The organism is Amycolatopsis sp. NPDC059657 (assembly GCF_042734395.1).
Classification (GTDB): domain Bacteria; phylum Actinomycetota; class Actinomycetes; order Mycobacteriales; family Pseudonocardiaceae; genus Amycolatopsis.
Genome location: NZ_JBHWEB010000007.1, coordinates 1 through 22,287, shown reverse-complemented (window position 1 = coordinate 22,287; position 22,287 = coordinate 1). Strand labels below are relative to the sequence as shown.

The 22,287-nt window shown below is 69.6% G+C and carries 20 protein-coding genes; 5 read left to right on the top strand and 15 right to left on the bottom strand.

All coding sequences use genetic code 11. The annotated features are described in order from the left end of the window. Nucleotides 1-258 precede the first annotated feature (258 nt). The 4 genes from vanH to ACFV15_RS05755 are packed head-to-tail and all read left to right on the top strand — an operon-like array spanning nucleotide 259 to nucleotide 3,959. Entirely contained in the window at nucleotides 259-1,218 is a 960-nt protein-coding gene (vanH, locus tag ACFV15_RS05770; protein ID WP_378349114.1) for a D-lactate dehydrogenase VanH, read from the top strand. Continuing rightward, complete coding sequence (gene vanA, locus ACFV15_RS05765) at nucleotides 1,211-2,248, top strand: D-alanine--(R)-lactate ligase (RefSeq protein WP_378348978.1); 1,038 nt, start codon at nucleotides 1,211-1,213, stop codon at nucleotides 2,246-2,248. Before vanH ends, vanA begins: the two co-directional genes overlap by 8 nt. Next, a complete protein-coding gene (vanX, locus tag ACFV15_RS05760) occupies nucleotides 2,245-2,862 on the top strand; it encodes a D-Ala-D-Ala dipeptidase VanX (protein ID WP_378348977.1) in 618 nt (205 codons plus the stop codon). Before vanA ends, vanX begins: the two co-directional genes overlap by 4 nt. After that, nucleotides 2,859-3,959 carry a glycosyltransferase gene (locus ACFV15_RS05755; protein WP_378348976.1) on the top strand — a complete coding sequence of 367 codons (1,101 nt, stop codon included), beginning with the start codon at nucleotides 2,859-2,861 and terminating at the stop codon, nucleotides 3,957-3,959. The genes vanX and ACFV15_RS05755 overlap by 4 nt, the downstream gene beginning before the upstream one ends. Here ACFV15_RS05755 and ACFV15_RS05750 read toward each other — a convergent pair. Next, complete coding sequence (locus tag ACFV15_RS05750; RefSeq protein WP_378348975.1) at nucleotides 3,931-5,007, bottom strand: sensor histidine kinase; 1,077 nt, start codon at nucleotides 5,005-5,007, stop codon at nucleotides 3,931-3,933. The genes ACFV15_RS05755 and ACFV15_RS05750 overlap by 29 nt on opposite strands. Then, nucleotides 5,000-5,665 carry a VanSc-type vancomycin resistance response regulator transcription factor VanR gene (vanR-Sc, locus tag ACFV15_RS05745; RefSeq protein WP_378348974.1) on the bottom strand — a complete coding sequence of 222 codons (666 nt, stop codon included), beginning with the start codon at nucleotides 5,663-5,665 and terminating at the stop codon, nucleotides 5,000-5,002. The genes ACFV15_RS05750 and vanR-Sc overlap by 8 nt, the downstream gene beginning before the upstream one ends. 87 nt (nucleotides 5,666-5,752) lie before the next feature. On the opposite strand from vanR-Sc, the gene ACFV15_RS05740 reads away from it, so the two are divergent. Then, complete coding sequence (locus tag ACFV15_RS05740; RefSeq protein ID WP_378348973.1) at nucleotides 5,753-6,217, top strand: M15 family metallopeptidase; 465 nt, start codon at nucleotides 5,753-5,755, stop codon at nucleotides 6,215-6,217. Between the two features lie 32 nt (nucleotides 6,218-6,249). Here the strand turns inward: ACFV15_RS05740 and ACFV15_RS05735 are convergent, their stop codons facing one another. From ACFV15_RS05735 to ACFV15_RS05675, 13 genes are read right to left on the bottom strand one after another with little or no spacing between them, the layout of a single operon-like run. Next, nucleotides 6,250-6,930 carry a methyltransferase domain-containing protein gene (locus tag ACFV15_RS05735; protein ID WP_378349113.1) on the bottom strand — a complete coding sequence of 227 codons (681 nt, stop codon included), beginning with the start codon at nucleotides 6,928-6,930 and terminating at the stop codon, nucleotides 6,250-6,252. A gap of 14 nt (nucleotides 6,931-6,944) precedes the next feature. Further along, the gene (locus ACFV15_RS05730) at nucleotides 6,945-8,246 is read right to left on the bottom strand and encodes an MFS transporter (RefSeq protein WP_378348972.1); all 1,302 of its coding nucleotides are present in this window, start codon (nucleotides 8,244-8,246) and stop codon (nucleotides 6,945-6,947) included. 31 nt (nucleotides 8,247-8,277) lie between these two features. Further along, entirely contained in the window at nucleotides 8,278-9,210 is a 933-nt protein-coding gene (locus tag ACFV15_RS05725; RefSeq protein WP_378348971.1) for an allophanate hydrolase, read from the bottom strand. Continuing rightward, nucleotides 9,207-9,833, bottom strand: coding sequence for an allophanate hydrolase subunit 1 (locus tag ACFV15_RS05720; RefSeq protein ID WP_378348970.1), 627 nt, complete (start codon nucleotides 9,831-9,833; stop codon nucleotides 9,207-9,209). The genes ACFV15_RS05725 and ACFV15_RS05720 overlap by 4 nt, the downstream gene beginning before the upstream one ends. Further along, nucleotides 9,830-10,582 (bottom strand): LamB/YcsF family protein, encoded by a 753-nt coding sequence (locus ACFV15_RS05715; RefSeq protein ID WP_378348969.1) that lies wholly within the window; start codon nucleotides 10,580-10,582, stop codon nucleotides 9,830-9,832. The genes ACFV15_RS05720 and ACFV15_RS05715 overlap by 4 nt, the downstream gene beginning before the upstream one ends. Next, nucleotides 10,582-11,739, bottom strand: a complete 1,158-nt coding sequence (locus tag ACFV15_RS05710; protein ID WP_378348968.1) for a pyridoxal phosphate-dependent aminotransferase — start codon at nucleotides 11,737-11,739, stop codon at nucleotides 10,582-10,584. Before ACFV15_RS05710 ends, ACFV15_RS05715 begins: the two co-directional genes overlap by 1 nt. Beyond that, nucleotides 11,739-12,992, bottom strand: coding sequence for a glutamate-5-semialdehyde dehydrogenase (locus ACFV15_RS05705; RefSeq protein WP_378348967.1), 1,254 nt, complete (start codon nucleotides 12,990-12,992; stop codon nucleotides 11,739-11,741). Before ACFV15_RS05705 ends, ACFV15_RS05710 begins: the two co-directional genes overlap by 1 nt. A gap of 5 nt (nucleotides 12,993-12,997) precedes the next feature. Continuing rightward, nucleotides 12,998-14,062 (bottom strand): glutamate 5-kinase, encoded by a 1,065-nt coding sequence (gene proB, locus ACFV15_RS05700; protein WP_378348966.1) that lies wholly within the window; start codon nucleotides 14,060-14,062, stop codon nucleotides 12,998-13,000. Further along, nucleotides 14,059-16,383, bottom strand: coding sequence for a condensation domain-containing protein (locus ACFV15_RS05695; RefSeq protein WP_378348965.1), 2,325 nt, complete (start codon nucleotides 16,381-16,383; stop codon nucleotides 14,059-14,061). The genes proB and ACFV15_RS05695 overlap by 4 nt, the downstream gene beginning before the upstream one ends. A 14-nt stretch (nucleotides 16,384-16,397) precedes the next feature. Beyond that, entirely contained in the window at nucleotides 16,398-17,957 is a 1,560-nt protein-coding gene (locus ACFV15_RS05690; RefSeq protein ID WP_378348964.1) for an AMP-binding protein, read from the bottom strand. An 18-nt stretch (nucleotides 17,958-17,975) separates the two neighbouring features. Further along, on the bottom strand, nucleotides 17,976-18,680 hold the full coding sequence (locus ACFV15_RS05685; protein ID WP_378348963.1) for an alpha/beta fold hydrolase: 705 nt from the start codon (nucleotides 18,678-18,680) through the stop codon (nucleotides 17,976-17,978). Continuing rightward, nucleotides 18,677-21,799 (bottom strand): amino acid adenylation domain-containing protein, encoded by a 3,123-nt coding sequence (locus ACFV15_RS05680; RefSeq protein WP_378348962.1) that lies wholly within the window; start codon nucleotides 21,797-21,799, stop codon nucleotides 18,677-18,679. The genes ACFV15_RS05685 and ACFV15_RS05680 overlap by 4 nt, the downstream gene beginning before the upstream one ends. Further along, complete coding sequence (locus ACFV15_RS05675) at nucleotides 21,796-22,023, bottom strand: phosphopantetheine-binding protein (protein WP_378348961.1); 228 nt, start codon at nucleotides 22,021-22,023, stop codon at nucleotides 21,796-21,798. The genes ACFV15_RS05680 and ACFV15_RS05675 overlap by 4 nt, the downstream gene beginning before the upstream one ends. Nucleotides 22,024-22,287: the final 264 nt, after the last annotated feature.

The window sequence follows — 22,287 nt, the reverse complement described above, 5'->3', positions numbered from 1 at the left end:
ACTACTTTTGGGTCTGGGGGGTGTCCACAAACCCTCCTGTTTTGTTTAGCCCCCCCTTATACCCCCGGCCGTACCACTCACGACCCTCAGCGGTGGGCGGGTGGATGTTACTGGGCGGTAGCATATTGCGGGCGTATCGAAAAGCGGATACGTGGTGGCAACGCCGGGCCGGGTTGGCTGGGCGGCATGATCTACAGCGAACTGGGGCGGACGGCGGGGCTTCGCACGCGGTCGCCGTCGGCCTCGGCCGGTACGGCGATGGGGATCACGATCTACGGGTGCGGGCGGGATGAGGCCGTCCTGTTCCGGGAGCTGGCGCCTCGCTGCGGTGTGCTGCCGACCATCACCGAGGACGCGGTGAGCGAGGCCAATGTCGAGCTGGCGGCCGGGAATCGGTGTATCAGCGTCGGGCACAAGACGCGGATCACGAATGCGACCCTGCTCGCGCTCAGCAGGCTCGGCGTCGCGTACGTCTCCACGAGGAGCATCGGGTTCAACCATATCGACGTGGAGTACGCCGGGAGCGTCGGGATTTCCGTCGGGAATGTCGCTTATTCGCCGGACAGTGTCGCCGACTACACCGTGATGTTGATGCTCATGGCGGTGCGGAACGCGAAATCGACCCTCAGGCGTGCGGATGTCCATGACTACCGGCTGCATGAGGTGCGCGGGAAAGAACTGCGCGATCTGACTGTCGGCGTGATCGGAACGGGACGCATTGGCGTCGCGGTCATGGATCGGCTGAGGGGCTTCGGCTGCCGGATGCTGGCCTACGACTGTCTTCCCCAGAACTCCGCCGACTACGTTCCGCTCGACGAACTGGTGCAGTTGAGCGACATTGTCACGTTGCATACCCCGCTCACCGCGGACACGCACCATTTGCTGGATCGGCGGCGGATCGCGCAGATGAAAGACGGCGCGTTCGTTGTCAATACCGGGCGCGGGCCGCTTATCGACGCCCAGGCTCTCGTTGACGCGCTGGAAAGCGGGAAGCTGGGCGGTGCGGCGTTGGATGTCATCGAGGGCGAGGAAGGGATCTTCTACGCCGACTGGCGAGATCGGCCGCTGGAAAGCGAGCCGCTGGTGCGGCTGCAGGGGATGCCGAATGTGCTGATCAGTCCGCACACCGCCTATTACACGGATCACGCGCTGAGTGACACCGTCGAGAACAGTCTCATCAACTGCCTGACTTTTGAAAGTGGAGAACAGCATGGATAGGGTGAAGGTCGGAATCATCTTCGGGGGCGCTACCGAGGAACATCCCGTCTCGGTCAAGTCCGCGCAAGAGGTCGCGAAGCACCTCGATGCCGACAAATACGAGGCGATCTGGATCGGGATCACGAAGACCGGGGCTTGGAAGCTTTGTGACGGGCCCGCCACGGGCTGGGAGGACGGCGGCCGTCCGGTCGTGCTGTCGCCGGACAGCGGTGTCCGCGGGTTGCTGGTGCTGGAGGACGGGCAGTACCGGGCGATCGGGCTGGATGTCGTGTTCCCCGTGCTGCACGGCAGGCTCGGCGAGGACGGCGCGGTGCAGGGTTTACTCGAACTGGCCGGCGTTCCCTACGTCGGCTGTGATGTGCAGAGTTCCGCTCTGTGCATGGACAAGTCGCTGACCTACCTGGTCGTCGAAAGCGCGGGGATCGCGACGCCGAACTTCTGGACTGTCGCGCTGGGCGAAACCGTCGATCCCGGCCAGTTCACGTATCCCGTCTTTGTGAAGCCTGCTCGTTCGGGGTCTTCTTTTGGCGTCAGCAAGGTTTCCAGCGCGGAAGAACTGCCGGGTGCGGTCGAGGTCGCGCGGCAGTACGACTCGAAGGTGTTGATCGAGGAGGCTGTCGCGGGCAGCGAAATCGGCTGTTCCATCCTGGGGAACGAGCTGGACCTCATCGCGGGGGAGCTGGACCGGGTCGCGCTCTCGCACGGGTTCTTCAAGATCCATCAGGAGGACAATCCCGAAAGTGGTTCCGAGAACTCGACGTTCATCGTCCCCGCGGACATTTCGGCGGAGGCACGCGCGCTTGTCCAGGAGACGGCGAAGGCCATCTATCGCGCGCTCGGGTGCAGGGGATTGGCGCGCGTGGACATGTTCCTGAGGGAGGATGGGACCGTGGCGCTCAATGAGGTCAACACCATGCCGGGGTTGACCTCGTACAGCCGGTATCCGAGGATGATGGCCGCCGCGGGACTGCCGCTCGGCGAGGTGATCGACCGGATGATCTCGCTGGCGCTGACGGGAAAGTTGCAGTGAACGAAGGTTTCGTCTTCGTGGACGAGGTCGCGCCGGGAATCCGGTGGGACGCCAAGTACGCCACCTGGGACAACTTCACCGGTAAGCCGGTGGACGGATATCTGGTGAACCGGGTGGTCGGCACGCGGGCCTTGTGCGCGGCTTTGGAGAACGCGCGGGAAAAGGCCGAGTCGCTCGGTTTTGGTCTGCTGCTGTGGGACGGCTACCGGCCGCAGCGTGCCGTGGACGACTTCCTGCGGTGGTCGCGGCGGCCGGAGGACGGCCGGACCAAGTCGCGGCACTACCCGAACATCGACAAGACCGAGATGTTCGAAAAGGGTTACGTGGCCGCGAAATCGGGGCACAGCCGGGGCAGCACCGTCGACTTGACGCTCTATCACCTGGACTCCGGCGAACTGGCGGCCATGGGCGGTGACCACGACCTGATGGACGCGATCTCCCATCACGGCGCGAGCGGGATCACCGAGACCGAGTCGGCGAACCGGCGGCATCTCCGCACCATCATGGAGGACTGCGGGTTCCGGCGCTACGACCGCGAATGGTGGCACTACACACTGCGGGACGAACCGTATCCGGACTCGTATTTCGACTTTCCCATCGGGCAGACGGCGTGACCGCACCGCGTGTCGTGGTCGCGGGCGGGCATTCGGCCGGGCATATCGAGCCCATGATGAACTTCGCCGACGCGCTGCGACGGCTGGAGCCCGAGGCCGAGATCACCGCACTCGGCACGGTCCGCGGGCTGGACACCACGCTCATCCCGGCCCGCGGCTACCCGCTCGAACTCATCCCGCCGGTGCCGCTGCCCCGTGCACTGAACCCGGCACTGCTGCGGACACCGGGCAGGCTGGCCGATTCGGCACGGGCGGCCGTCGCGGTGCTCGACCGGGTGCGCGCCGAGGTCGTGGTGGGTTTCGGCGGCTATGTCGCCATGTCGGCCTACCTCGCCGCGCGGCGGCGGGGACTGCCGATCGTCGTCCACGAGGCGAATGCCAAGCCAGGCTTGGCCAACCGGATGGCCGCGCGGATGACGACGCGCGTGTTCACCGCCGCGCCGGGCGTCCGGCTGGCGCACGCGACCGCCATCGGGATCCCGTTGCGGCAGGCGATCGCCGGGCTCGACCGGGCCGCGCTGCGCGAGACGGCGCGGCGGCGGTTCGGCCTGCGCCCCGGCGGGCCGGTGCTGCTGGTCACGGGTGGTTCGCAAGGCGCGCAGGCGATCAACGACGCGGTGTCCGGCGCGGCCGCGGCGTTGCGGGCGACGGGGGTGCAGGTCCTGCACATCACCGGGGCGCGGCACGCCGTGGAGGTGCCGGATGGCGACCTGCCCTACGTCGTCGTCCCGTACGTCGACGAGATGCGGTACGCCTACGCGGCGGCCGACTTCGTGGTCTGCCGCTCGGGGGCGATGACGTGTGCCGAACTGGCCGCTGTCGGGCTGCCTGCCGCGTACGTCCCGCTGCCGTTGCGCGGTGGCGAGCAGCGGCTGAACGCCGAGCCGGTGGTCGCGGCGGGCGGGGCGCTGCTCGTCGACAACGCCGCGCTGGACCCGGCTTGGGTCGAGGCCACCTTGATCCCGGTGCTCACCGATCCCGCGCGGCTCGGGGCGATGGCTGCGCGAGCGTCGGCGGCGGGCGCGTCCGACGCGGACGTCGTGCTGGCCAGGCACGTGCTCGCCGCGGTCACCGAGCGGCGGGCAATCGCACGGTGACGGTGAGCCCGCCGGAGGCTCGCGGGGTGAGGGCGAGGGTGCCGTCGTGTGCGCGGGTGATGCTGTTGACGATCGCCAGGCCGAGGCCGACGCCCACGTGATCGCTGCGGACGCGTTCGGTGCCGCGCTGGAACGGCTCGATCAATGTGGCGGCCAGATCCAGCGAAATCCGCTTGCCGGTGTTCTCGACGGTGAGCTCCACCGTCTCGGGGCGAACGTAGGTCGTGACCAGGACGGTGCCCTGCTCGGGCAGGTTGTGCACGATCGCGTTGTGCACAAGGTTCGTGGTCAGCTGCAGGAGGAGCGAGGGCGAGCCGACGGTGAGTGCCACGTCGCCGGAAGTCTCGATGGTGACTCCGCGCTCCTCCGCGAGGGCTAGCAGCGTTTCAGCGGCTTCCTCGGCCTTAAGAGACAAGTCGACGGGTTCGATGGTGAAGGCCCGCTGATCGGCACGGCTGAGCAGAAGCAGGGCCTCGGTGAGATCGATCGCCCTGGTGTTGACGACGTGAAGGCGCTCGAGGAGTTCGTCGTGGTCGCGCTCGGTCCTGGCCACGTCGAGCAGCGTCCGCGAGACCGCCAGCGGGGTGCGCAGCTCATGGGACGCGTTGGCGGCGAAGCGGCGTTGCTCGGCGACGTGTGCTTCGAGCCTGCCGAGCATCGTGTCGAAGGCATCGGCGAGTTCGCGGAACTCGTCGCTGCGGCCGGGCAGCCGGATGCGGTGCGAGAACCGTCCTTTCGCGACGGTGCGGGTGGCCTCGGTGATGCGGGTCAGCGGCGCGAGCATCCGGCCGGCGAGCAGCCACCCGCCCAGCACGCCGAAGACCAGCAGGAAGATCAGCACGAGGCCCATGAACGGAAAGAAGGCGCGGATGAGGAGCGAGCGGTTGATCCAGAACATGGTGGCGTCGGTGCTGATCCAGCCGTCGGGCAGGAAGTACAGGTAGAAGACGAGCACGCCCGCGAGCAGCAACACACCGGCGAGCATGAGGAAGCCCGCGTAGCTGAGGGTGAGCTTGAGGCGGACGCTCAGCCCGCGCGCCCTAGCCATCGGCGTCGATGCGATAGCCGACGCCGGGCACCGTGGCGATCAGCCAGGGTTCGCCGAGCCGTTTGCGCAGTGCCGAGACCGTGATGCGCACGGCGTTGGTGAACGGGTCGGCGTTCTCGTCCCACGCCCGTTCCAGCAGGTCTTCGGCGCTGACCACACCGCCCTCCGCGGCGACGAGCACCTCGAGCACGGCGAACTGCTTCCTGGTCAGCGCGACGTAGCGGCCGTCGCGGTAGACCTCGCGGCGGAACGGGTCCAGCCGCAGGCCCGCGATCTCCAGCACCGGTGGCCGGTTGTGGGCGCGCCTGCGGTCCAGCGCCCTGAGCCTGAGCACGAGTTCGCGCAGCTCGAACGGCTTCGTGAGGTAGTCGTCGGCGCCGAGCTCGAACCCGGACGCCTTGTCGTCGAGCCGGTCGGCGGCGGTGAGCATCAGGATCGGCATCCCGCTGCCCGAGGCGACGATGCGCTTGGCGACCTCGTCGCCGGAGGGGCCGGGGATGTCGCGGTCGAGCACCGCGATGTCATAGGCGTTGACGCTCAGCATTTCGAGGGCGGTGTCGCCGTCACCCGCGATGTCGGCCGCGATGGCTTCCAGGCGCAGGCCATCGCGGACCGCTTCCGCCAGATAGGGCTCGTCCTCGACGATCAAGACACGCACACCGTGGACGGTACGGGCCCTGCCCTATCGCCGGCATATCGAAAACCGGATACGCCCTGGTAATGCCCCGGTGCCTTGACTACGGGCATGACCTATACCGAACCAGCACTCGGCGCCGTTCCTCCCGGTGTGACGGTCTTCGACTCCATTCCGGCCGTGGCCAACCTCGACCCCGCGTTGCTCGCGGCGCTGCGGAAGGCCGCGACCGTCGCCGCGGACTTCGGCATCGAGCTCCGCGTCAACAGCGGCTGGCGCTCCCCGCAGTACCAGGCGCAGCTCCGCCGCGAGGCCGTCTCGAAATACGGCTCGGAGGAGGAGGCCGGTCGCTGGGTGGCGACCCCGGACACGTCCGCGCACGTGTCGGGACACGCGGTCGACATCGGGCCGCCCGCCGCCGCGGCGTGGCTGTTCGAGCACGGCGCCGCCTACGGCCTGTGCCAGATCTACCGGAACGAACCCTGGCATTTCGAACTGCGGCCGGAGGCTGTCGAGCACGGTCCGCCGCCCATGTACGCCGACCCTTCCGAGGACCCGCGAATGTCGAGGTCGTGAGTGGTATGGCCGGTTCTAACCGGTCATACCACTCACGAGCCCTTGATCCCGGTGGTGAGGATGAAGGGGACCGCGACGAAGAGGCGGTCTTCGCGGGCCCTGGCGGTCTGCTCGTCGAGCCAGGCGCCCCGGCCCGAGATGTTGGCGAGCATCGGGAGTGCTGTCTCGTCCGTCCAGACGATGGTGTGCACCTCGGCGGTGACGTCGGTGAAACCGTTGTCCAGCAAGAGGTTCCGGTACTGGCGGGCGACCCACGGGTGCTGGACGCCGTCCGCGCGGGCGCGGATGAGGTCGCGGGTGAGCTCGGGGTCGTCGGAGTCGATCATGTACGCGTCCCAGTCCTGGGCGACGAGCATCGCGCGGCCCCCGTCCGCGAGCACGCGGTGTGCCTCGACGATGGCGGCCTCGGGGTCGGGGAGGTCGTGGAGGACCTTGTCGGCGCGGTAGCCGGTGAGCGAGCCGTCGTCGAAGGGCAGGTCGGTGACGTCGGCGATGTGGAACTCGCAGCCGGGCCAGCGCTCGGTGGCGATCTCGATCATGTCGGTGTCGAGGTCGACGCCGATGGCCGTCGCGCCGAGTGCTGCCAGTTCGCCGACGGCCAGTCCGCTGCCGCAGCCGACGTCGACGACGGTGCCGCCGAGGCCTTCGTAGGTGCGCTCGCGCAGGGTGCGGGCTTGGGGGAAGTCGTCGAAAGCGTCGAGGAGCTCAAGCATCGTGGCCACGAATCTCATTGTGCCGCCGCCGTCGGTTCCGCGCCCGAGGCGATGCGACGCTCCATGTCCGCGGCCACCGGGCGGGAGTAGACCCGGAGGAACGGGACGACGACCGTCAGCGCGATCACGGTGAACGCCGCGAACGCGACCTGGGTGCCAGCCCACTCCGCCAGCAGGCCGGACAGGAAGGCGCCGAGCGGCACCGCGCCCCAGCCGAACAGGCGGGCGGTGGCGCTGTAGCGGCCCATCATCGCCGTGCTGACCAGTGTCTGGCTGACCGTGCGGGAGTTGACCACCCACAGGCCGCTGCCGAGGCCGCCGAGGAACGCGCCAGCGGCGACCACCCAGGCGTTCGTGGTGAGCGCGGGGGTGGCGACCATGGTGCCGGTCAGGAAGATGTTGCCGAGCATGACCTGCCGTCGCCCGAAGAGCCGGTTGCAGGTGGCCACCAGCAGCGCGCCGATGGTCCCGCCCGCGCCGAGCGCGCCCACCAGCAGGCCGTAGACGGCCTTGTCCACGCCCATGGCCGTGGTGGCGAACAGCGGCATCAGCGCCAGCCAGGCTCCCCACAGCGAATTGAGCGCCGTGACCAGCACGGTCATCACGCGCAGCACGCGCTGATCCCACAGGTACCGCAGGCCCTCGGCGATCTGCGCGTGTACCGCCGGCCTGGCCTCCTCGACGCCGCCGGGGCCGAGGACCCTGGGCACCCGGAAACGGCCGATCAGGAAGACCAGCGTGGCCGCGGTGATCGCGTAGGTGATCGCGGTGGTGCCGAGCACGATCCCGGCTCCGGCCGCCACCAGCAGGCCACCCAGGAACGGGCCGATGAACTCGTTGCAGACCGTTTCCGCGCCGGTCAGCCAGGAGTTCGCGCGTTCTCGTTTCGGTCCGGAGACCACCGAGGGCAAAAGCGCGGCCGCGGCCGTCAGCGCGATCACTTCGGCGACGCCGAGGATGATCCCGCTCGCGTAGATCATCGGCAACGTCAGCGTGCCGGTCAGCACCGCGGCGAGCAGCCCGCCCACCATCGCCACCCGGACGAAGTTGGCCAGCCACAGCAGTTTCCGCCGGTCACCGCGGTCGACCAGCACGCCGACGTGCAGCGCGGTGAACAGCCACGGCAGCATCAGGGTGGTCAGCACGCCGGAGACCAGCGCCGGCGAGGTGGTCAGCGTGGTCGCGATCAGCGGCAGCGCGACCTTGAGCACGCCGTCGGCGAGGTTGGTGGCCGCGGTGAACGCCACCAGCACCGCGGTGTTGCGGCCGCTGTGGTCGGCCGACTCCCGCACTCGCGGTTCGAGCGTTTCCGTCATGACGCTGTCCTTCCAGCTAGGTGGTTGCCCACTAAGGGACGCCTGCGCTGGTGAACGCGGTCTGGGCCCGGCGAGTCAGTGCGTCTAGTACTTGACGTTGCCGTCGTTGATCGCCGACCGCATCCTCGATCGTGCGGAGCCGGAATTTCAGCCGCTGACCTGGGCGGGCTTGGCCCAGCGTTGACAGCCCCACACGGGTGACGACCGCGATCACCGCATAGCCCGCGGTGATCGGGTGGGAACGGCGCAACACCAGCAGTTCGTCACCGGGCGGCAGCTCGACCGCGCCGGGTGGCACGCCTTTCGACAGCAGGTCGGTCTTGGCGACCCCGGGTGGCACCGGGCCGTCCAGCCGGACGCCGATGTCGTCGCTGTCGGCCTTGACCGTGTACGTGGCGGTGGTCAGCGCGGCGGCCACGGTTTCGTCCGCGTCCGGGCCGGCCGTGATGTCGATCGTGAGCGGATCGGGGAGCCGGGGTTCGCGGGCGCCGAGTACGAAGACGGGGTGGTCGACGGGACGGTAGCCGTCACGGACGTCGATGGTCGCGCCCGCGCGCAGCCACGTGCGCACACCGAGTTCCGGTGCGGCCGCGCAACTGCCGAGTGTCCGGTCGACGTGCCAGTCGCCGTTGACCGCGACGTAGGCGCGCAAGCCGGTGAGCCTGGTGAGTTCCACGTGGTCATGAGCGTTGACGCACAAGGGTTCCCAGGCCCGGCGAGCGGACCCGTTCACAGTCACGGCCGCTCCCGTGACCGCGAGGAGCGCGGGCCGGTCCGTTGTGAAGGCGAAGTCCGACGCGGTCACCTCGATCAGGGGCGTGTTCTCGGCGTTGCCCACCAGGATGTTGGCGACCGCGGCCGAGTACTGGTCGGCCGCGCCGCCCGCGGGCAGCCCCTGCCTGGCGAAACCGGGCCTGCCCAGGTCGGTGGCGGCGGCGAGCCCGGCCCGGAGCACCCGGATCACGGCCGCGCTCCGGAGACCGGCACGAACCGGAACCGGTCGCCCGGCCGGTACGGAACCATCGGGTCGCGCGAAGTGTCGACCAGCCGCAGCGGGGTCCGGCCGAGCAGCCGCCAGCCGCCAGGGGAGACCACCGGGTAGATCACCGCTTGGCTGCCGGAGACGGCCACCGAGCCCGCGGGCACCGAGGTGCGCGGACTCGGGCGGCGGCTCACGGGTGCGGGAAACGGGGAGCCGTCGAGCATCGGCGCGCCCGCCGGGGCGCCGAGGAACCGCACCACCCAGTCGGCCCCGGAGTGCAGCCGGACGACCTCGTCCTCGCTCAATCCGAGTTCCGCGGCGACGTCCGCGAGATCGGGGCCGTCGTAGGCGACCGGGATCTCAAAGCATCGGGAAACCGTTGGTGTGCTTGGGTTTTCCAGCTCGATCCCGCGGATGCGGGAGGTCAGCTCGTCATGCCCGAGAAGCACGCAGTCGAACGCGACGAGCAGGCTGTCGTAGGTCGCCACCAGATCGGTCACCCCCGAACCGGTCAGCACGTCGGCGAGGCTTTGCACGGTCTGCCACGCGTTTTCCCCGCCAGGACGGACCAAGAGCGCCGAGTCGCCGTAGGGCTCGATCTTCATGGCATACCCACGATGTCCACACCGGCTTCCCGCAGGGCGCCACGGATACCGCGCGCGAGGTCGACCGCGCCGGGGGTGTCGCCGTGCACCAACACGGTGTCGCACGCGATCGGGAGGTCGTGGCCGGTGACGGTCCGCACCACGCCGCCGGTGACCGCCCGGACCACCCTGGCGGCCACCTCGGCGGGATCGGTGATGACCGCGCCCGGGTCCCGGCGCGGCACCAGTGTGCCGTCGTCGCGGTAGCCGCGGTCGGCCAGCATGAGGATGGCGACCGGAAGCCCCGCCTTACGAGCGGTTTCGGCGAGCACTCCGCCCTGCGTGACCATGGTCAGCGAGCGGTCGAACGCGGCCACCGCGTCGACGACGGCTTCCGCGTACGGCCGCTCGCTCATCGCCAGGTTGCCGAGCCTGCCGTGCGGGGTCACGTGCCGCATCCGGGTCCCGCACGCCGTGGTGAACGCGCTGAGCGCACCGAGCTGATAGAGCACGTCGGTCCGCACCTCGTCGGCGGTGAGCTCCATGGCACGCCTGCCGAAACCCACCAGATCGGGGAACCCGGGATGTGCGCCGATGCCGATCCCGCGCCGGGCGCACGCGGCCACCGTCTCCTCCATCAGCCGGGGATCGCCCGCGTGGAAACCGCAGGCGATGTTGGCCGAGGAGACGATGTCGAGCAGGGCCGCGTCGTCGCCCACTCGATAGGCGCCGAAGCCCTCACCGAGGTCCGCGACCAGGTCGACGTGCATCACCCGGTGCTTTCGATGAGCGCGGCGATCGCGTCGAGGCCACGCCGGATCCGCTCGGGTGACTCCGTGCCGACCGAGACGCGGATGTGGTGGTCGCAGGAGTCCCCGTACGCGATCCCCGGCACCACGCAGACCCCGGATTCCCGTAGCAGCCGGTCGGCGAACGCGTCCGATCCCAGCTTCGAGGCGCCCAGCGAGGCGAACAGGTAGAAGGTCGACTCGCCGGGCAGCACCTCGATGCCGCGCTCGGCCAGCCAGCCCGCCACCTCGTTGCGGCGCGCGACCACGTGCTGGATCTGCGGCCTGGTGCGCTCGATGAGCGTGTCGAAGTGATCGGCGAGGTAGCGCATCAACGGGGTCGGCGCGCAGGTGATCAGGTGCTGGTTGACCTTGAGTATCTGGTCGATCAGCGTGTGATGGGCGATGACGTAGCCGACCCGCCACCCGGAAATGCCGTAGTTCTTGGACATCGAGTTCAGCGTCACGGTGTGCCGCAGCTCGGGATCGGCGGCGCCGCAGGTGATGAACTCGGTGCCCGGCGCGACGAACTCGTTGTACGCCTCGTCCACCATCAGCAGCAGGCCGTGCTTCTCGGCCAGCTCGTGCAGGTGGTCCAGCTCGGCCGCGGTGTACACGTGGCCGCTCGGGTTGTTCGGGTTGTTGACGATGATCGCCCTGGTGCGGCCGGTCACGTACTCGCCCAGCTTCCAGACGTCGACGTCGTGCGGCACCATCACCGGCGCGCCGCCGCACAACCGGACCTGCGTGGGATAGCTCAGCCAGAACGGCTCGAGCACGAGCACCTCGTCGCCCGGCTCGACGGTCGCCAGCAACGCCAGGTAGATCGCGACCTTGGACCCGGCGGTGATCAGGATTTCGTGATCGGGGTCGACCGACAGGCCGAACTGGTCCCCGTAGTACTTGGCCAGCCGTCTGCGCAGCTCCGGCAGGCCGCGGGAATGGGAGTAGTGGTGCAGCTCGGCCGGGTCGATGCCGTCGAAATCCGGGGCCGGCACGTCGAAGAACGACTCGCCGAGCGAGAGCGTGATGATGTCGTGGCCGGTCGACTTGAGGTCGTAGACCAGGTTGTTGTACTTGATCGAAATCGCCTGGTCGACGCTCTCCAGCAGCGAACTGGGCCGTAGCGGGTTCCCCATCAGGCGACCGTCCTGGTCTGCCCGCTGCCCCAGACCACGTTCTTCGCGGTCATCAGCGAGGCCAGGCCCATCGGGCCCCGCGCGTGCAGTTTCTGGGTGGACACCCCGATTTCGACGCCGTAGCCGAACTCGCCGCCGTCGGAATACCGCGGCGAGGCGTTGACGAACACGCTGCCGGAGTCGACCTCGCGGGCGAACCGGGCCGCCACCGCGATGTCCTGGACCACGATGCCTTCGGCGTTCCCGGTGCCCCACTCGCGAATGTGCGCGATCGCTTCGTCCACATCGCACACGACGCGGACGGCGAGCACGAGGTCCAGGTACTCGGTCGCCCAATCGTCCACTGTGGCCTCAAGCGCCTTAGGCCACGCGTCGCGCACCTGGGCGCAGCCCCGGATCTCGACGCCCGCCGCGGCCAGCTCGTCCAACGCCTGTGGCAGCCATCCGGTCACCAGATCCTGGTGCACCAGCAGGGTTTCGATCGCGTTGCAGACGCTCGGACGAGACGTCTTCGCGTTGACGACCACCTCGGTCGCCATCTCCGGCAACGCGGTCGCGTCGATGTAGAGGTGACAGTTGCCCGCGCCGTCGATCACCGTCGGCACGGTCGCGTTGCGTTCGACCGAGGCGATGAGCTCGGGGCCGCCGCGAGGCACCAGCAGGTCGACATAACCCTTGGCGCGCATCAGTTCCAGCGCGGCTTCCCGCGATGGGTCGTCGACCAGCTGGACGGTCGCGGCAGGCACGTCGGGGTGCTTCGCGATCGCGGTGTCCAGCGCGGCCATGATCGCGCGGTTGGTGCGCATCGCCGTCGACGAGCCGCGCAGGATGGCGCAGTTCCCCGACTTCAGGCACAGCGCGGCCACCTCGGCCGTGACGTTCGGGCGGGCCTCGTAGATCACCGCGATGACGCCCAGCGGTTCCAGCACCCGTTCGATGCGCAGGCCGTTCGGCCTGGTCCAGCCCTCCACCACCCGCCCGGACGGGTCGGGCAGGTCGATGATCGTGCGGATGGCGGCGGTCAGCCCGGCCGCCCGGCGCTCGGTCAGCGTCAGCCGGTCCACGAGCGTCGCGGAAGTGCCGGCTTCACGAGCCGCTGCGACGTCTTCGGAGTTGGCGGCGATGATCGAGTCCAGGTGCGTTTCGATGGCCTCGACCATGTCCCGCAGCACGGCGTTCTTCTTCTCGGTGGTCAGCCGCTTGAGCACGGCCGAGGCCGCGACCGCGTCCTGACACTGGTCCAGCACGGTCATGATGATCAGTCCTCTCCGATGCGTACGTAGTCCGAACCGGCGAGCAGCGCGGTGTCCGGCGCGCAGCCGAACTCGACGCTCTGAGCGCCGAACCGGATGCCGCCGCGGGCGAGCAGACGCTGGTCGGGGCCGGTCAGGTCCACCACGTCCCCCGCGCGGAACCGGCCGCGCGCCGTGGTGATCTGCACCCGCCGCAACGGTTGCCGGTGTTCGATGGCCAGCCGCCCGGCGGGCCCCAGTGTGATCGCGCCCCGTGGCGGGGTGCGGAAAGCACGCCACAACCGGCCTGCCGACGGCGGCTTGCCGTGCACCGGGCGCGGCGCGAAGTCGGTGCCGACGTCGACACCGCGGTAGGCGTCGATGAGCACGGCGGGATCGGCGGTGTCGGCGATGACCGTCCGCACGCCCGAATACGTGGCGATCCAGCAGGCGGCCAGTTTCATCCGCATGCCACCGGTGCCGCCGTCACCGGTCGAGTCGCCAGCCATGGCCTCGAATTCCGCGTTCAGCGCGGGCACGTGGCCGATCCGGCGCGCGGACGCACCCAGCATCGGGTTGCCGTCGTAGAGCCCCGGCACGTTGGTCAGCAGCAGGAGGAGTTCCGCCTCGAGGAACCCCGAGAGCAGCGCGGCGAGCACGTCGTTGTTGCGGACGCCGAGCGCGTCGTTCTCGTTGACGATCGGGAGGTAACCGTGCCGGTGCATCTCGTCGAACAAGGCACGCACCCGGACGCCCGAGTCCGGCTCGATCAGGTCGTGCGGGGTGAGCAGCACCTGCCCGGTGACCAGGCCTGCGGCGGCGAAACGGTCCCGCAGCGCCGGGTAGAGCAGGCCTTGCCCCAGCGCGGCGGCCACCTGCTGGGCGGCGTCACCGCCGGACCGCGCGATCTCCGGATACGCGGTCCGGCCGGCGGCGATCGCGCCGGAAGCCACCAGCACCGGCGCCAGTCCCGCCGCGATCCCGCGCTGGATCGCCTCGCAGAGCCGGTCGAGGCGCTGGGGATCCACCCGGCCGTCGGTGATCAGGGAGCTGGTGCCGATCTTCAGCACGACCCGCTTGCCCGTGTTCACACCAGGCGCCCCTTGTCGAACTCGGCGATCGCCGCGGCGACCTCGCGCGCGGTCTCGTCCCGCAGCACGCCGTGGTGATCGGCGCCGGTCCGCAGCACCGTCGGCTCGCGGAACCGGCCCGCCCAGTCCTCGCAGCCGCTCTCGTCGAGGTCCGCGCCAACGACCAGCGCGGTGACCGGCAGTTCCGCCGGGCCGACGTAGTCCTCGCCGAGCCTGGCGTGCCTGGCGTAGGCGTGCCACCGCTCTTCCAGCGTCTCGGCGGGGATCGGCTGCCCACTCGCCGCCAGCCAGGCGGCGAGCACCCGGATGCGGAAGCCCGGTTCGCCGGACACCGCGGGCAAGCCCGTGGTGAACGCCGACGAGAAGGCGGTGAACAGCTCGTCCTCCGTCGCGGGCGTATGCCCGACGGGCGGCGGGGAATCCAGCAGCACCAACGGTTTCGCGGACTCCGACGACATCTCGTAGGCCACCAGCCCGCCCATCGACCAGCCGCCGAGCAGGTCCGGCTCGATCCCTTCGGCGGCCAGGTCGGCCGCGAACCGGCGGGCCAGCTCCTTGACGCTCGTCGCGGGTTCCTGCTCGCGTGAGGCCGTCACCCGCCAGTTCGCCGGGAGCGCGTCGACGATCGCGCGGAAGTCGCCGGGGCTGCCGCCCGCGCCGGGCACCAGGTGCAGGTGCGGGCCGGTGCCTTCGCGCAGTGAAACCGTGGTCGTGGCAGGCGCGTCGGCCGGCCCGTCTTCAATGCCGGTCAACAGGGTCACCAGCGCTCGCGGGGTCGGCTCGGCGAGCCACTCCACCGCGTCGATGAACACCCCGGTCGCGTCCTCCAGCGCGGCGCTGAGCCGCAGCAGGAGCAGGGAGTTGCCGCCCGCGTTGAAGAAGTCCACATCGGGACCCTCCGGCGGCTTGCCGAGCAGGTCCGCCCACACCGCGTCCACGTGCCGCCAGGTGTCCGAACCGGAGTGGGCCACCGGGGCCGCGGCCGAGCCTTGGCCGGTCCGCGCGGGGGTGGACCGGGTGGTCACTTCGATGCCGCCGACCGGCTGATCGGGGTCGGCGGCGAGCACGGTCTCCAGGTCGGCGAGGAGTGCGTCTGCGGTAGCGCGGCCGTAGCGGCCGGTGTTGTACTCGACCTCCGCGTGGTACTTGCCGTCGGCTTCCCAGGTGGAGATGGAGAAGTCGGCCCTGGCCGCCCGGTTCGGGCTTGGCTGGAGCGCGAGTTCGATGTCGCCGAGCGCGAGCCCGGTCCCGATCGGCCCGAGATGGCTCAGCCCGACCGGGCAGTCGTCGGTCAGCCGGTGCCGGGTTTCCTCAGGCAGGGCACCGAAAACGACCGGGTAGGGCGCGGCCTGGTGCGCGATCGTCGCCCACGCGTCGTCACGGGCGGCGGTCACGACGCCTGCCACGGTGTCGGTGTCGGCGACGTGCCCCCGCGACAGGCACAGGTTGGCCAGATAGCCGACGACGCCCTGTTCCTGCGGGGTCATCCGGTTGGCCAGCTCCGTGCCGATCGTGACGTCCGGCCCGGCGCCGCCGCGGGCGAGCACGATGTGCATGGCGGCCTGGAACACGGCGAACGGGGTGGCGTAGGTGCGCTTGGCGAGCGCCGCGATCCCGGCGGTGGCCGGTTCGCCGAAGGTGTGCCGGAACACCACGCCGGGAGCACCGGGCACGAACTCGGCGTCGGTGCTCGGGGCGACCGTTGTGGCGGACGCGCCGTCCAGCCGCTCACGCCAGTACTCGACGTCGGCCGTCCATGGCGCGCCCGCTCGCTGGCGGGCCGCGTACCGGTGGAACGGCTCAGGCTCGGTTTCGAACTCGGGCTCCCGGCCCTCGACGGCCGCGGCGTACGCGGTGGACAGGTCTTCCACCAGCAGCTGGAGCCCCCAGCCGTCAAGGAGTAGGTGGTGGACCGTGAGCAGGAGTTCGTGCCGGTCGCCGAGCCGGACGGACGCGAGCCTGGCCAATGGCGCCTCCTCGAGCGACATCGGCTGTTGCTGCGCTTCCTCGGCGAGCAGTCCCAGCAACTCGTCCGTGCCAGGCTCATCCGCTTCGACCCGGCCGACGGAAACGCGCAGCTTGGGCTGAACCCGAAGCTGCACGTCCTCGCCGGACCGCACCACCGAGGTCCGCAGCACGTCGTGCCGGTCGGCCACGCACTGCCAGGCGGTCGCCAGCGCGGCCTGGTCGATCGCGCGCCCGGCCACCAGCCGCCAGGTGATGTGGTAGACCGACTTGTCCTTGGCGCGCTGGTGCAACCACCACATCGCCGCCTGCGACGGCGTCGCGGTGGTCGTCTCGTGTTCCACCCCCGAGTGCACGATCGGCTCCCTTCTCAGCGGCCGAGGAAGGCGTCGACGAGCCGACGGCGGTCGACCTTGCCGTTGTCGGTGACCGGGAATCCGTCGCGGTGGTGGAAGCCACGCGGCCGCATGTACTTCGGCAGATCGGAGACCAGCGCGACCAGCTCGTCGTCGGTCAGCTGCTCGCCGAGGTAGAAGGCGTGCAGGTCGACCTCGCCGTCCGAAGCGGGGATCGTGACGACCACGGCCTCGGAGATGCCGGCGTGCCTGCGCAGCGAGCTCTCGATCTCGCCGAGCTCCACCCGGTTGCCGAGCACCTTCACCTGGTGGTCGACGCGGCCCTGGTGCACGAGTTCGCCGTTCTCACGGCGGATCCGGTCCCCGGTGCGGTACCAGTGCTTCGCGGTGAGCGGGGTGCTGCCGTCGTAGACCGTCACCTGACCGTCCTCAATGGACACGAAGCGGCCGATGTTGTCGGCGGGGTCGAGGTAACCGGGGAACCGCTGATCACCGCGGATGCAGAGCTCGCCGTCGTCGGACGGCCGGAGGTCCTCGTCGAGCAACGCGTATTCCAAGCGGGGGAAGACATCTCCGATCGGCAGCGAGCCATTCGAGGTCTCCACCCGGTCCGCCGGATCGGCGGGCACCTCGTAGGCGGTGACGATGCAGGCGCACTCGCTCGGCCCGTAGCAGTTGATGACCGCGGTGTTCGTCGCCGCCGTGGTCCAGGCCTGGACGTGTTCCACGGTGAGTGCCTCGCCGCCGAACGAGCTCAGCTCGAGCGTCGGCATGCTGCCGGGGCCCAGCGCGCGCAGCCGCTTGGCGAACCAGATCAGCGACGGCACGGACATCCAGTGCGTCAAGCGCTTGGTGTTGATGAACTTCACCGGCGCGAGCACGTCGTGGCGCTGCGCGACGACCACCGCGCCACCGCCGCCCCACGTCCCGAACATGGCGAGCGCGTGCCCGTCGAAGCTCAGCTCGAACGTCTGCGCGCCACGTGAGTTCGGCCCGAACCGGTACCGCTTCGCCACCTCGGACAGGAACCCGTGGAGGTTGGCGTTCGTGATCGGCACGCCTTTCGGTCGGCCGGTGGTGCCGCTGGTGCAGATCAGGTACGCGGGGTCGTCGGGGTGCGGCTCCACGATCGCCGGGACCACCAGCGAGGGATCCGTTTCCAGGTACCGTTTCCAGCTGTCACCGGTCAGGTCGAGGATTTCGACACCGGCGTGCTCCCGGTACTCCGCCGCGCCGTCGCCCGCGCTGTCGTCGACCATCGTCAGGTCGAGCCCCGCCTCGGCGGTGATGCCGAGGTTGCGGGCGGCCGGGTTGGCCGGGTTCATCGGCACCACGGTCGCGCCGAGCCGCAGCGCCGCCAGGTAGGAGATGTAGCCGGGCGTGCTGCGCGCGGTCAGCAGCCCGATCCGCTTGAGCGTGCCGTCATGCGCGGCTCGCATCGCCCCCGAGACCTGCTCCACCGCGCCCAGCAGCTCGCGGTAGGTGTAGATCTCGGCGCCGACCTCCAGCGCCACGTTGTCCGGGTACGCCAGCGCCGAAGCGTGGAACCAGTCGAAGAGCGAACGAGTGGTCATGACGGCAGACTCCAAATGTCAGGTGTTGAGGAAGGACGCCAGCGCGTCCTGCAACGCGGGGAAGTTCTCCGGCTTGGCGATCGAGTAGTGATCGACGTCCACCTGGTGTTCGGTCAGGTCGGGCGCCAGCTGCCGCCAGGCGGCCAGGTTCAGCTCTCGTGCGTCCGCGGGCTCGGCGCAGGCGAAGTAGAGCACCCGGCCCGCGTACTCGCGCTCGACCTTGTTGTCCGACAACGCGGTCAGCTGGCCTTCCAGCACGCGCTTCACCCGCGCCGCGGCCTCCTCGTCGGGGCGGGGGCCGAGCATGGCGCCGATCTTGTCCAGCAGCCAGTCCGCGAACCCGTCGCCCGCGGCGAAGTTGAACGGCGAGCTGTCCATCAGCACCAGCGAGGGCTTGACGCCACGCTCGGCCAGCCGGAGAGCCGTCTCCCAGCCGATCACGCCGCCCATCGACCAGCCGAGCACCACGTCCGGCTCGATCCCGGCGTTGTCCAGCACCTTGACCACCGAGTCGGCCATGTCGGGGACGCGGTTCTCGGTACCCTCGCCCGCGACCAGTCCCGACGCCCGGATTCCGTACACATTCCGGGTCTTCCCTAGGAAACCCGCCAGCCGGAGGTAGTAACCGAGGCCGCCGCCCGCGCCGGGAAGCAACACCACCGAGGGGCGGGATCCCTTGCGTACCAACGGGACAAGCCTGCTGGAATCCGTCGTGGTCGTCATTCGTCCTCCTGGGCCGAGTGGATCAGCGAGGCCAGTGTCGCGATCGTGGGCGACGCGAAGAACTCGCCCATCGTCAGCGTGACCCCGTACGTCTGCTGGATCTCCGCGAAGGTGGTGAAGATGTTCAGCGAATGCGCGCCGTACTCCAGCACCGGCCGGTCGCGGAGGATGCCGTCGGTCTTGAGCACGCGTGCCCACAGCGCGGCGAGCTCGCGTTCGAGGTCGCTCTCGTACTCCGCCACCGGGGCTTCGACCTGCCGGTGGGCGGCGAGCAGCTCGTCGAGGACCCGGCCGAGTGCCCTGCGGTCGGTCTTCCCGGTGGGCGTCGCCGGGATCGCGTCCACCGTGAAGATCCACAGTGGACGCATGTACTCGGGCAGTGTCGCCGAGATGTGGGTGCGCACCCGTTCCGGATCCGGGGTCGCGCCGGGATGCGGGACCAGCAGCAGCGCGATCTCCTTGGCGGCGCCTTCGCCGTGCACCAGCGCGACGGCCTGGCGGACGCCGAGCACGCGGGTCGCCACCGCTTCGATTTCGGACAGCTCGACCCGGTTTCCCCGGATCTTCACCTGGGTGTCCAGCCTGCCGAGGAAGATCAGCTCACCGCGGTGGTCGCGGACCACCAGGTCTCCGGTGCGGTACATCAGGCCCGAGCCGGCGAAGGTGTCCGGCACGAATCGTTCCCCGGTGAGCGCCGGATCATTGCGGTAGCCGTCGGAAAGGCAGTCTCCGCCGAGGTACAGCTCGCCGGAGACACCGGCGGGCGCCAGGTGCCCGGTCGCGTCGACCACGTACGCGGCGACGCCGGGCAGCGGCGTGCCGATCGGCACGTGCACCGGCCACACCGCGTCCGCGGCGGACAGGCGGCGCGTGGTCACGGCCTGGGTTTCGGTGGGACCGTAGTGGTTGACGAGCTCGCAGTGCGGGTGCTGCACGAAGAACTCGCGCAACTGCTCGTCCACGAGCAACTGCTCACCCGATACACAGAGCTTGCGCAGCGCGGGCAGGCGGATGCCCCGGTCGAGCGCGTGCAACACCAGCGGGCGCAACGCCGCCACCGGCAGGTAGACGTGCGTGGCCTCGGACTGGGCGATCCGCTTCAACACCGCGGCGAAGTCGCGCCGGTCGGCCTCACCCCGCGAGATCACCGTGCCACCGCTGAGCAGGGTCGGCAGTATCTCCTGGAAGCACACGTCGAACCCGAGCGGCGCGTATTGGAGGAAGCGGGTGTCGTGGTCCATGCGCAGCGCGTCGACCTGCCAGGCGGCCAGCCGGGTCAGCCAGCGCTGTCCCATTTGGACACCCTTGGGCGTCCCGGTCGAGCCGGACGTGAACATGACGTAGACCGCCGCGTCCGGGTCGCCCTGCGCCTCGCCGGGTTCGGCCTCGGCGAGTTCCTTGATGGCCACGGCCGACACGCCCGGCACGACCTCGTTCCCGGCGACAAGGCGACATTCCGCTTTGCCGACCATGTAGGTCAGGCGTTCCTTGGGCAGGTTTTCGTCCAGTGGCAGGAAAGCCGCGCCGCGGCGGAGGATCGCCAGCACCGCGGTGACGGCGTCGACGAGGTTGTCTCCCGCCAGTCCGACCAGGTCACCGCGGCCGATGCCACGCTCGGCGAGCCCGCCGGAAGCGCGCTCCACGGCGGCCACGAGTTCCGCGTAGGTCACCTGCCGTCCGGGTTCGTCGATGGCGATCGCGTCCGGGGTCCGCAGCGCGGTCGCTTCGACACCCTCGACCAGCGTCGGGTACCGCGGCTGGGCACGCCAGCCGTCGGACCGGGTGCTGGCCGCGGTGGAGGCGTCGGCGAACAGGTCGGCCAGCGGCCGGGAGCCGTCTTCCCACGCGCGCCGCAGCGCGGTGCGCAGCGAGGTGAGCAGGTCGTCGGCGACGGCGGGGGCGATCAGTTCCTGGTCGTACTCCAGTTCCAGCAGCCACGTGCCGTCGACCGGCGTCAAGCCGAGCCACAGGTCGAACTTGGCGGTGTCGTTTCCGGGTTCGGTGACCCGGCGGACGGGTCCGTCGGGCCGTGCAGTGAACGTGTCCTGCATTGCCACCATGGCGGAGAACAGCGGGTTCCGGTTCGTCGTCCGATCCGGACGGACATCCGCGACGAGCTGGGTGAAGCTGATATCGGTGTTGGAGCGGCAGAAGTCGATCGCGCCATTGACCACAGTGGACAGATGATCGGCGACAGGGCGCTGCCAGTCGACCCCGATGGTCACCGGCAGCGTGTTGACGAAGAACCCGCACAGATCGAAGGCGCCGATGGTCCGCCTGGCCAGGAACGGGCTGCCGACAAGCACTTCCGGCACATTGCCGTGGCGCGCGAGCACCGCGCCGTAGATCCCGGTGAACAGCACGAACGGCGAGACATTGAGTTCTTGGCAGGCGCGGGTGAGCGCGGCGGCTTCCGTGTCGTCGAGTTGCCACCGCACGCGTGCCCCGTTGAACGAGGTCTGGGTGGGCCGCCCCGGCCGGGGCGCCAGCTCCAGCGGCGGAACCGCACGGAGTCGTTCCGCCCACGCCGCGGACCGCTCGAGCGCCGCCTCCGACGTGCTCGCGCGTTGCTGAGCCGCCATTTCCTTGAGGTAGGCGCGTTCTCGCAGCTCCACCTTGGCGGCGATCTCTGTTTCAGTGAGCGGCTCGGTCAGCATCCGTTCCAGGTCACCGACCATCGGCCCGACGGAGAGTCCATCGAGGACGATGTGATGGTCGGCCAGCAGGATCACCGACGCGCTGTCATCACTCGCGCGCACGGTGGCGAACCGGTAGGCGGGCCCGTTCTCCAGGTCGAATTCGGGCCTGCCGATCCGCTGGGAGGTGGTCGCGACCGCCTCCTCGAACTCGGCGGGCGCCACGATCACCCGTTCACACGGCACGGCAGGAGTGGCGGGCGTGAGCCGCGCGTGCATCTCGGGCAGCACACCGAACGTCTGCCGCAGCGCGGGCTGCGTGGCGACCATCGCGGCGATCGCGGCCTCGACCCGCGTCGCGTCATGGTCCGGATCGAGGTCGAACCGGACCAGCATGTTGTAGACGGGCTGCCCCGCGGCCCGGTTGTGCACAACGAGAAGCCCTTGCTGCGACCCGGTAAGAGGGAAGCCCTGGTTCGTCATGCGGCGGCCGCCAGCTCGGTCAGCCAGACCTTGAGGTCCCCTATGGTCCGCACGTCGACGAGGCTGGTGAGGTCGATCTCGGCGTCCTCGTCGGCCACCACCTCGACCGCCAGCCGCAGTAGCGCCAACGACTCGATTCCCGCCGCCAGCAACGGCGTGGCGTCCGTGAAGCTCCCAGTGGCGTACTTCTCGATGACCTGATCGAGATCCGAAGTCGCGGGCATGACCCGTCCCCCTTCTGCGCTGGTTCGTCGCTGGGTGGTTTCACTCTTCGCGCACGCCCGCTCTCCCCAGAACGCGGCGTTTTCGAAGCCTGCGGCCAAAGTACAGCCAGTTCAGCGGGAAACCCCGGGACCGGGAACAATCGCGCAGTCCAGAAGAGAGACCGCTCGCGAACACCGCATTTCGTGAGGAACGCACGCATTTGATCGGCATGAATTCACGGGAAAGGGGTCGTGAGTGGTACGGCCGGTTAGAACCGGCCGTAC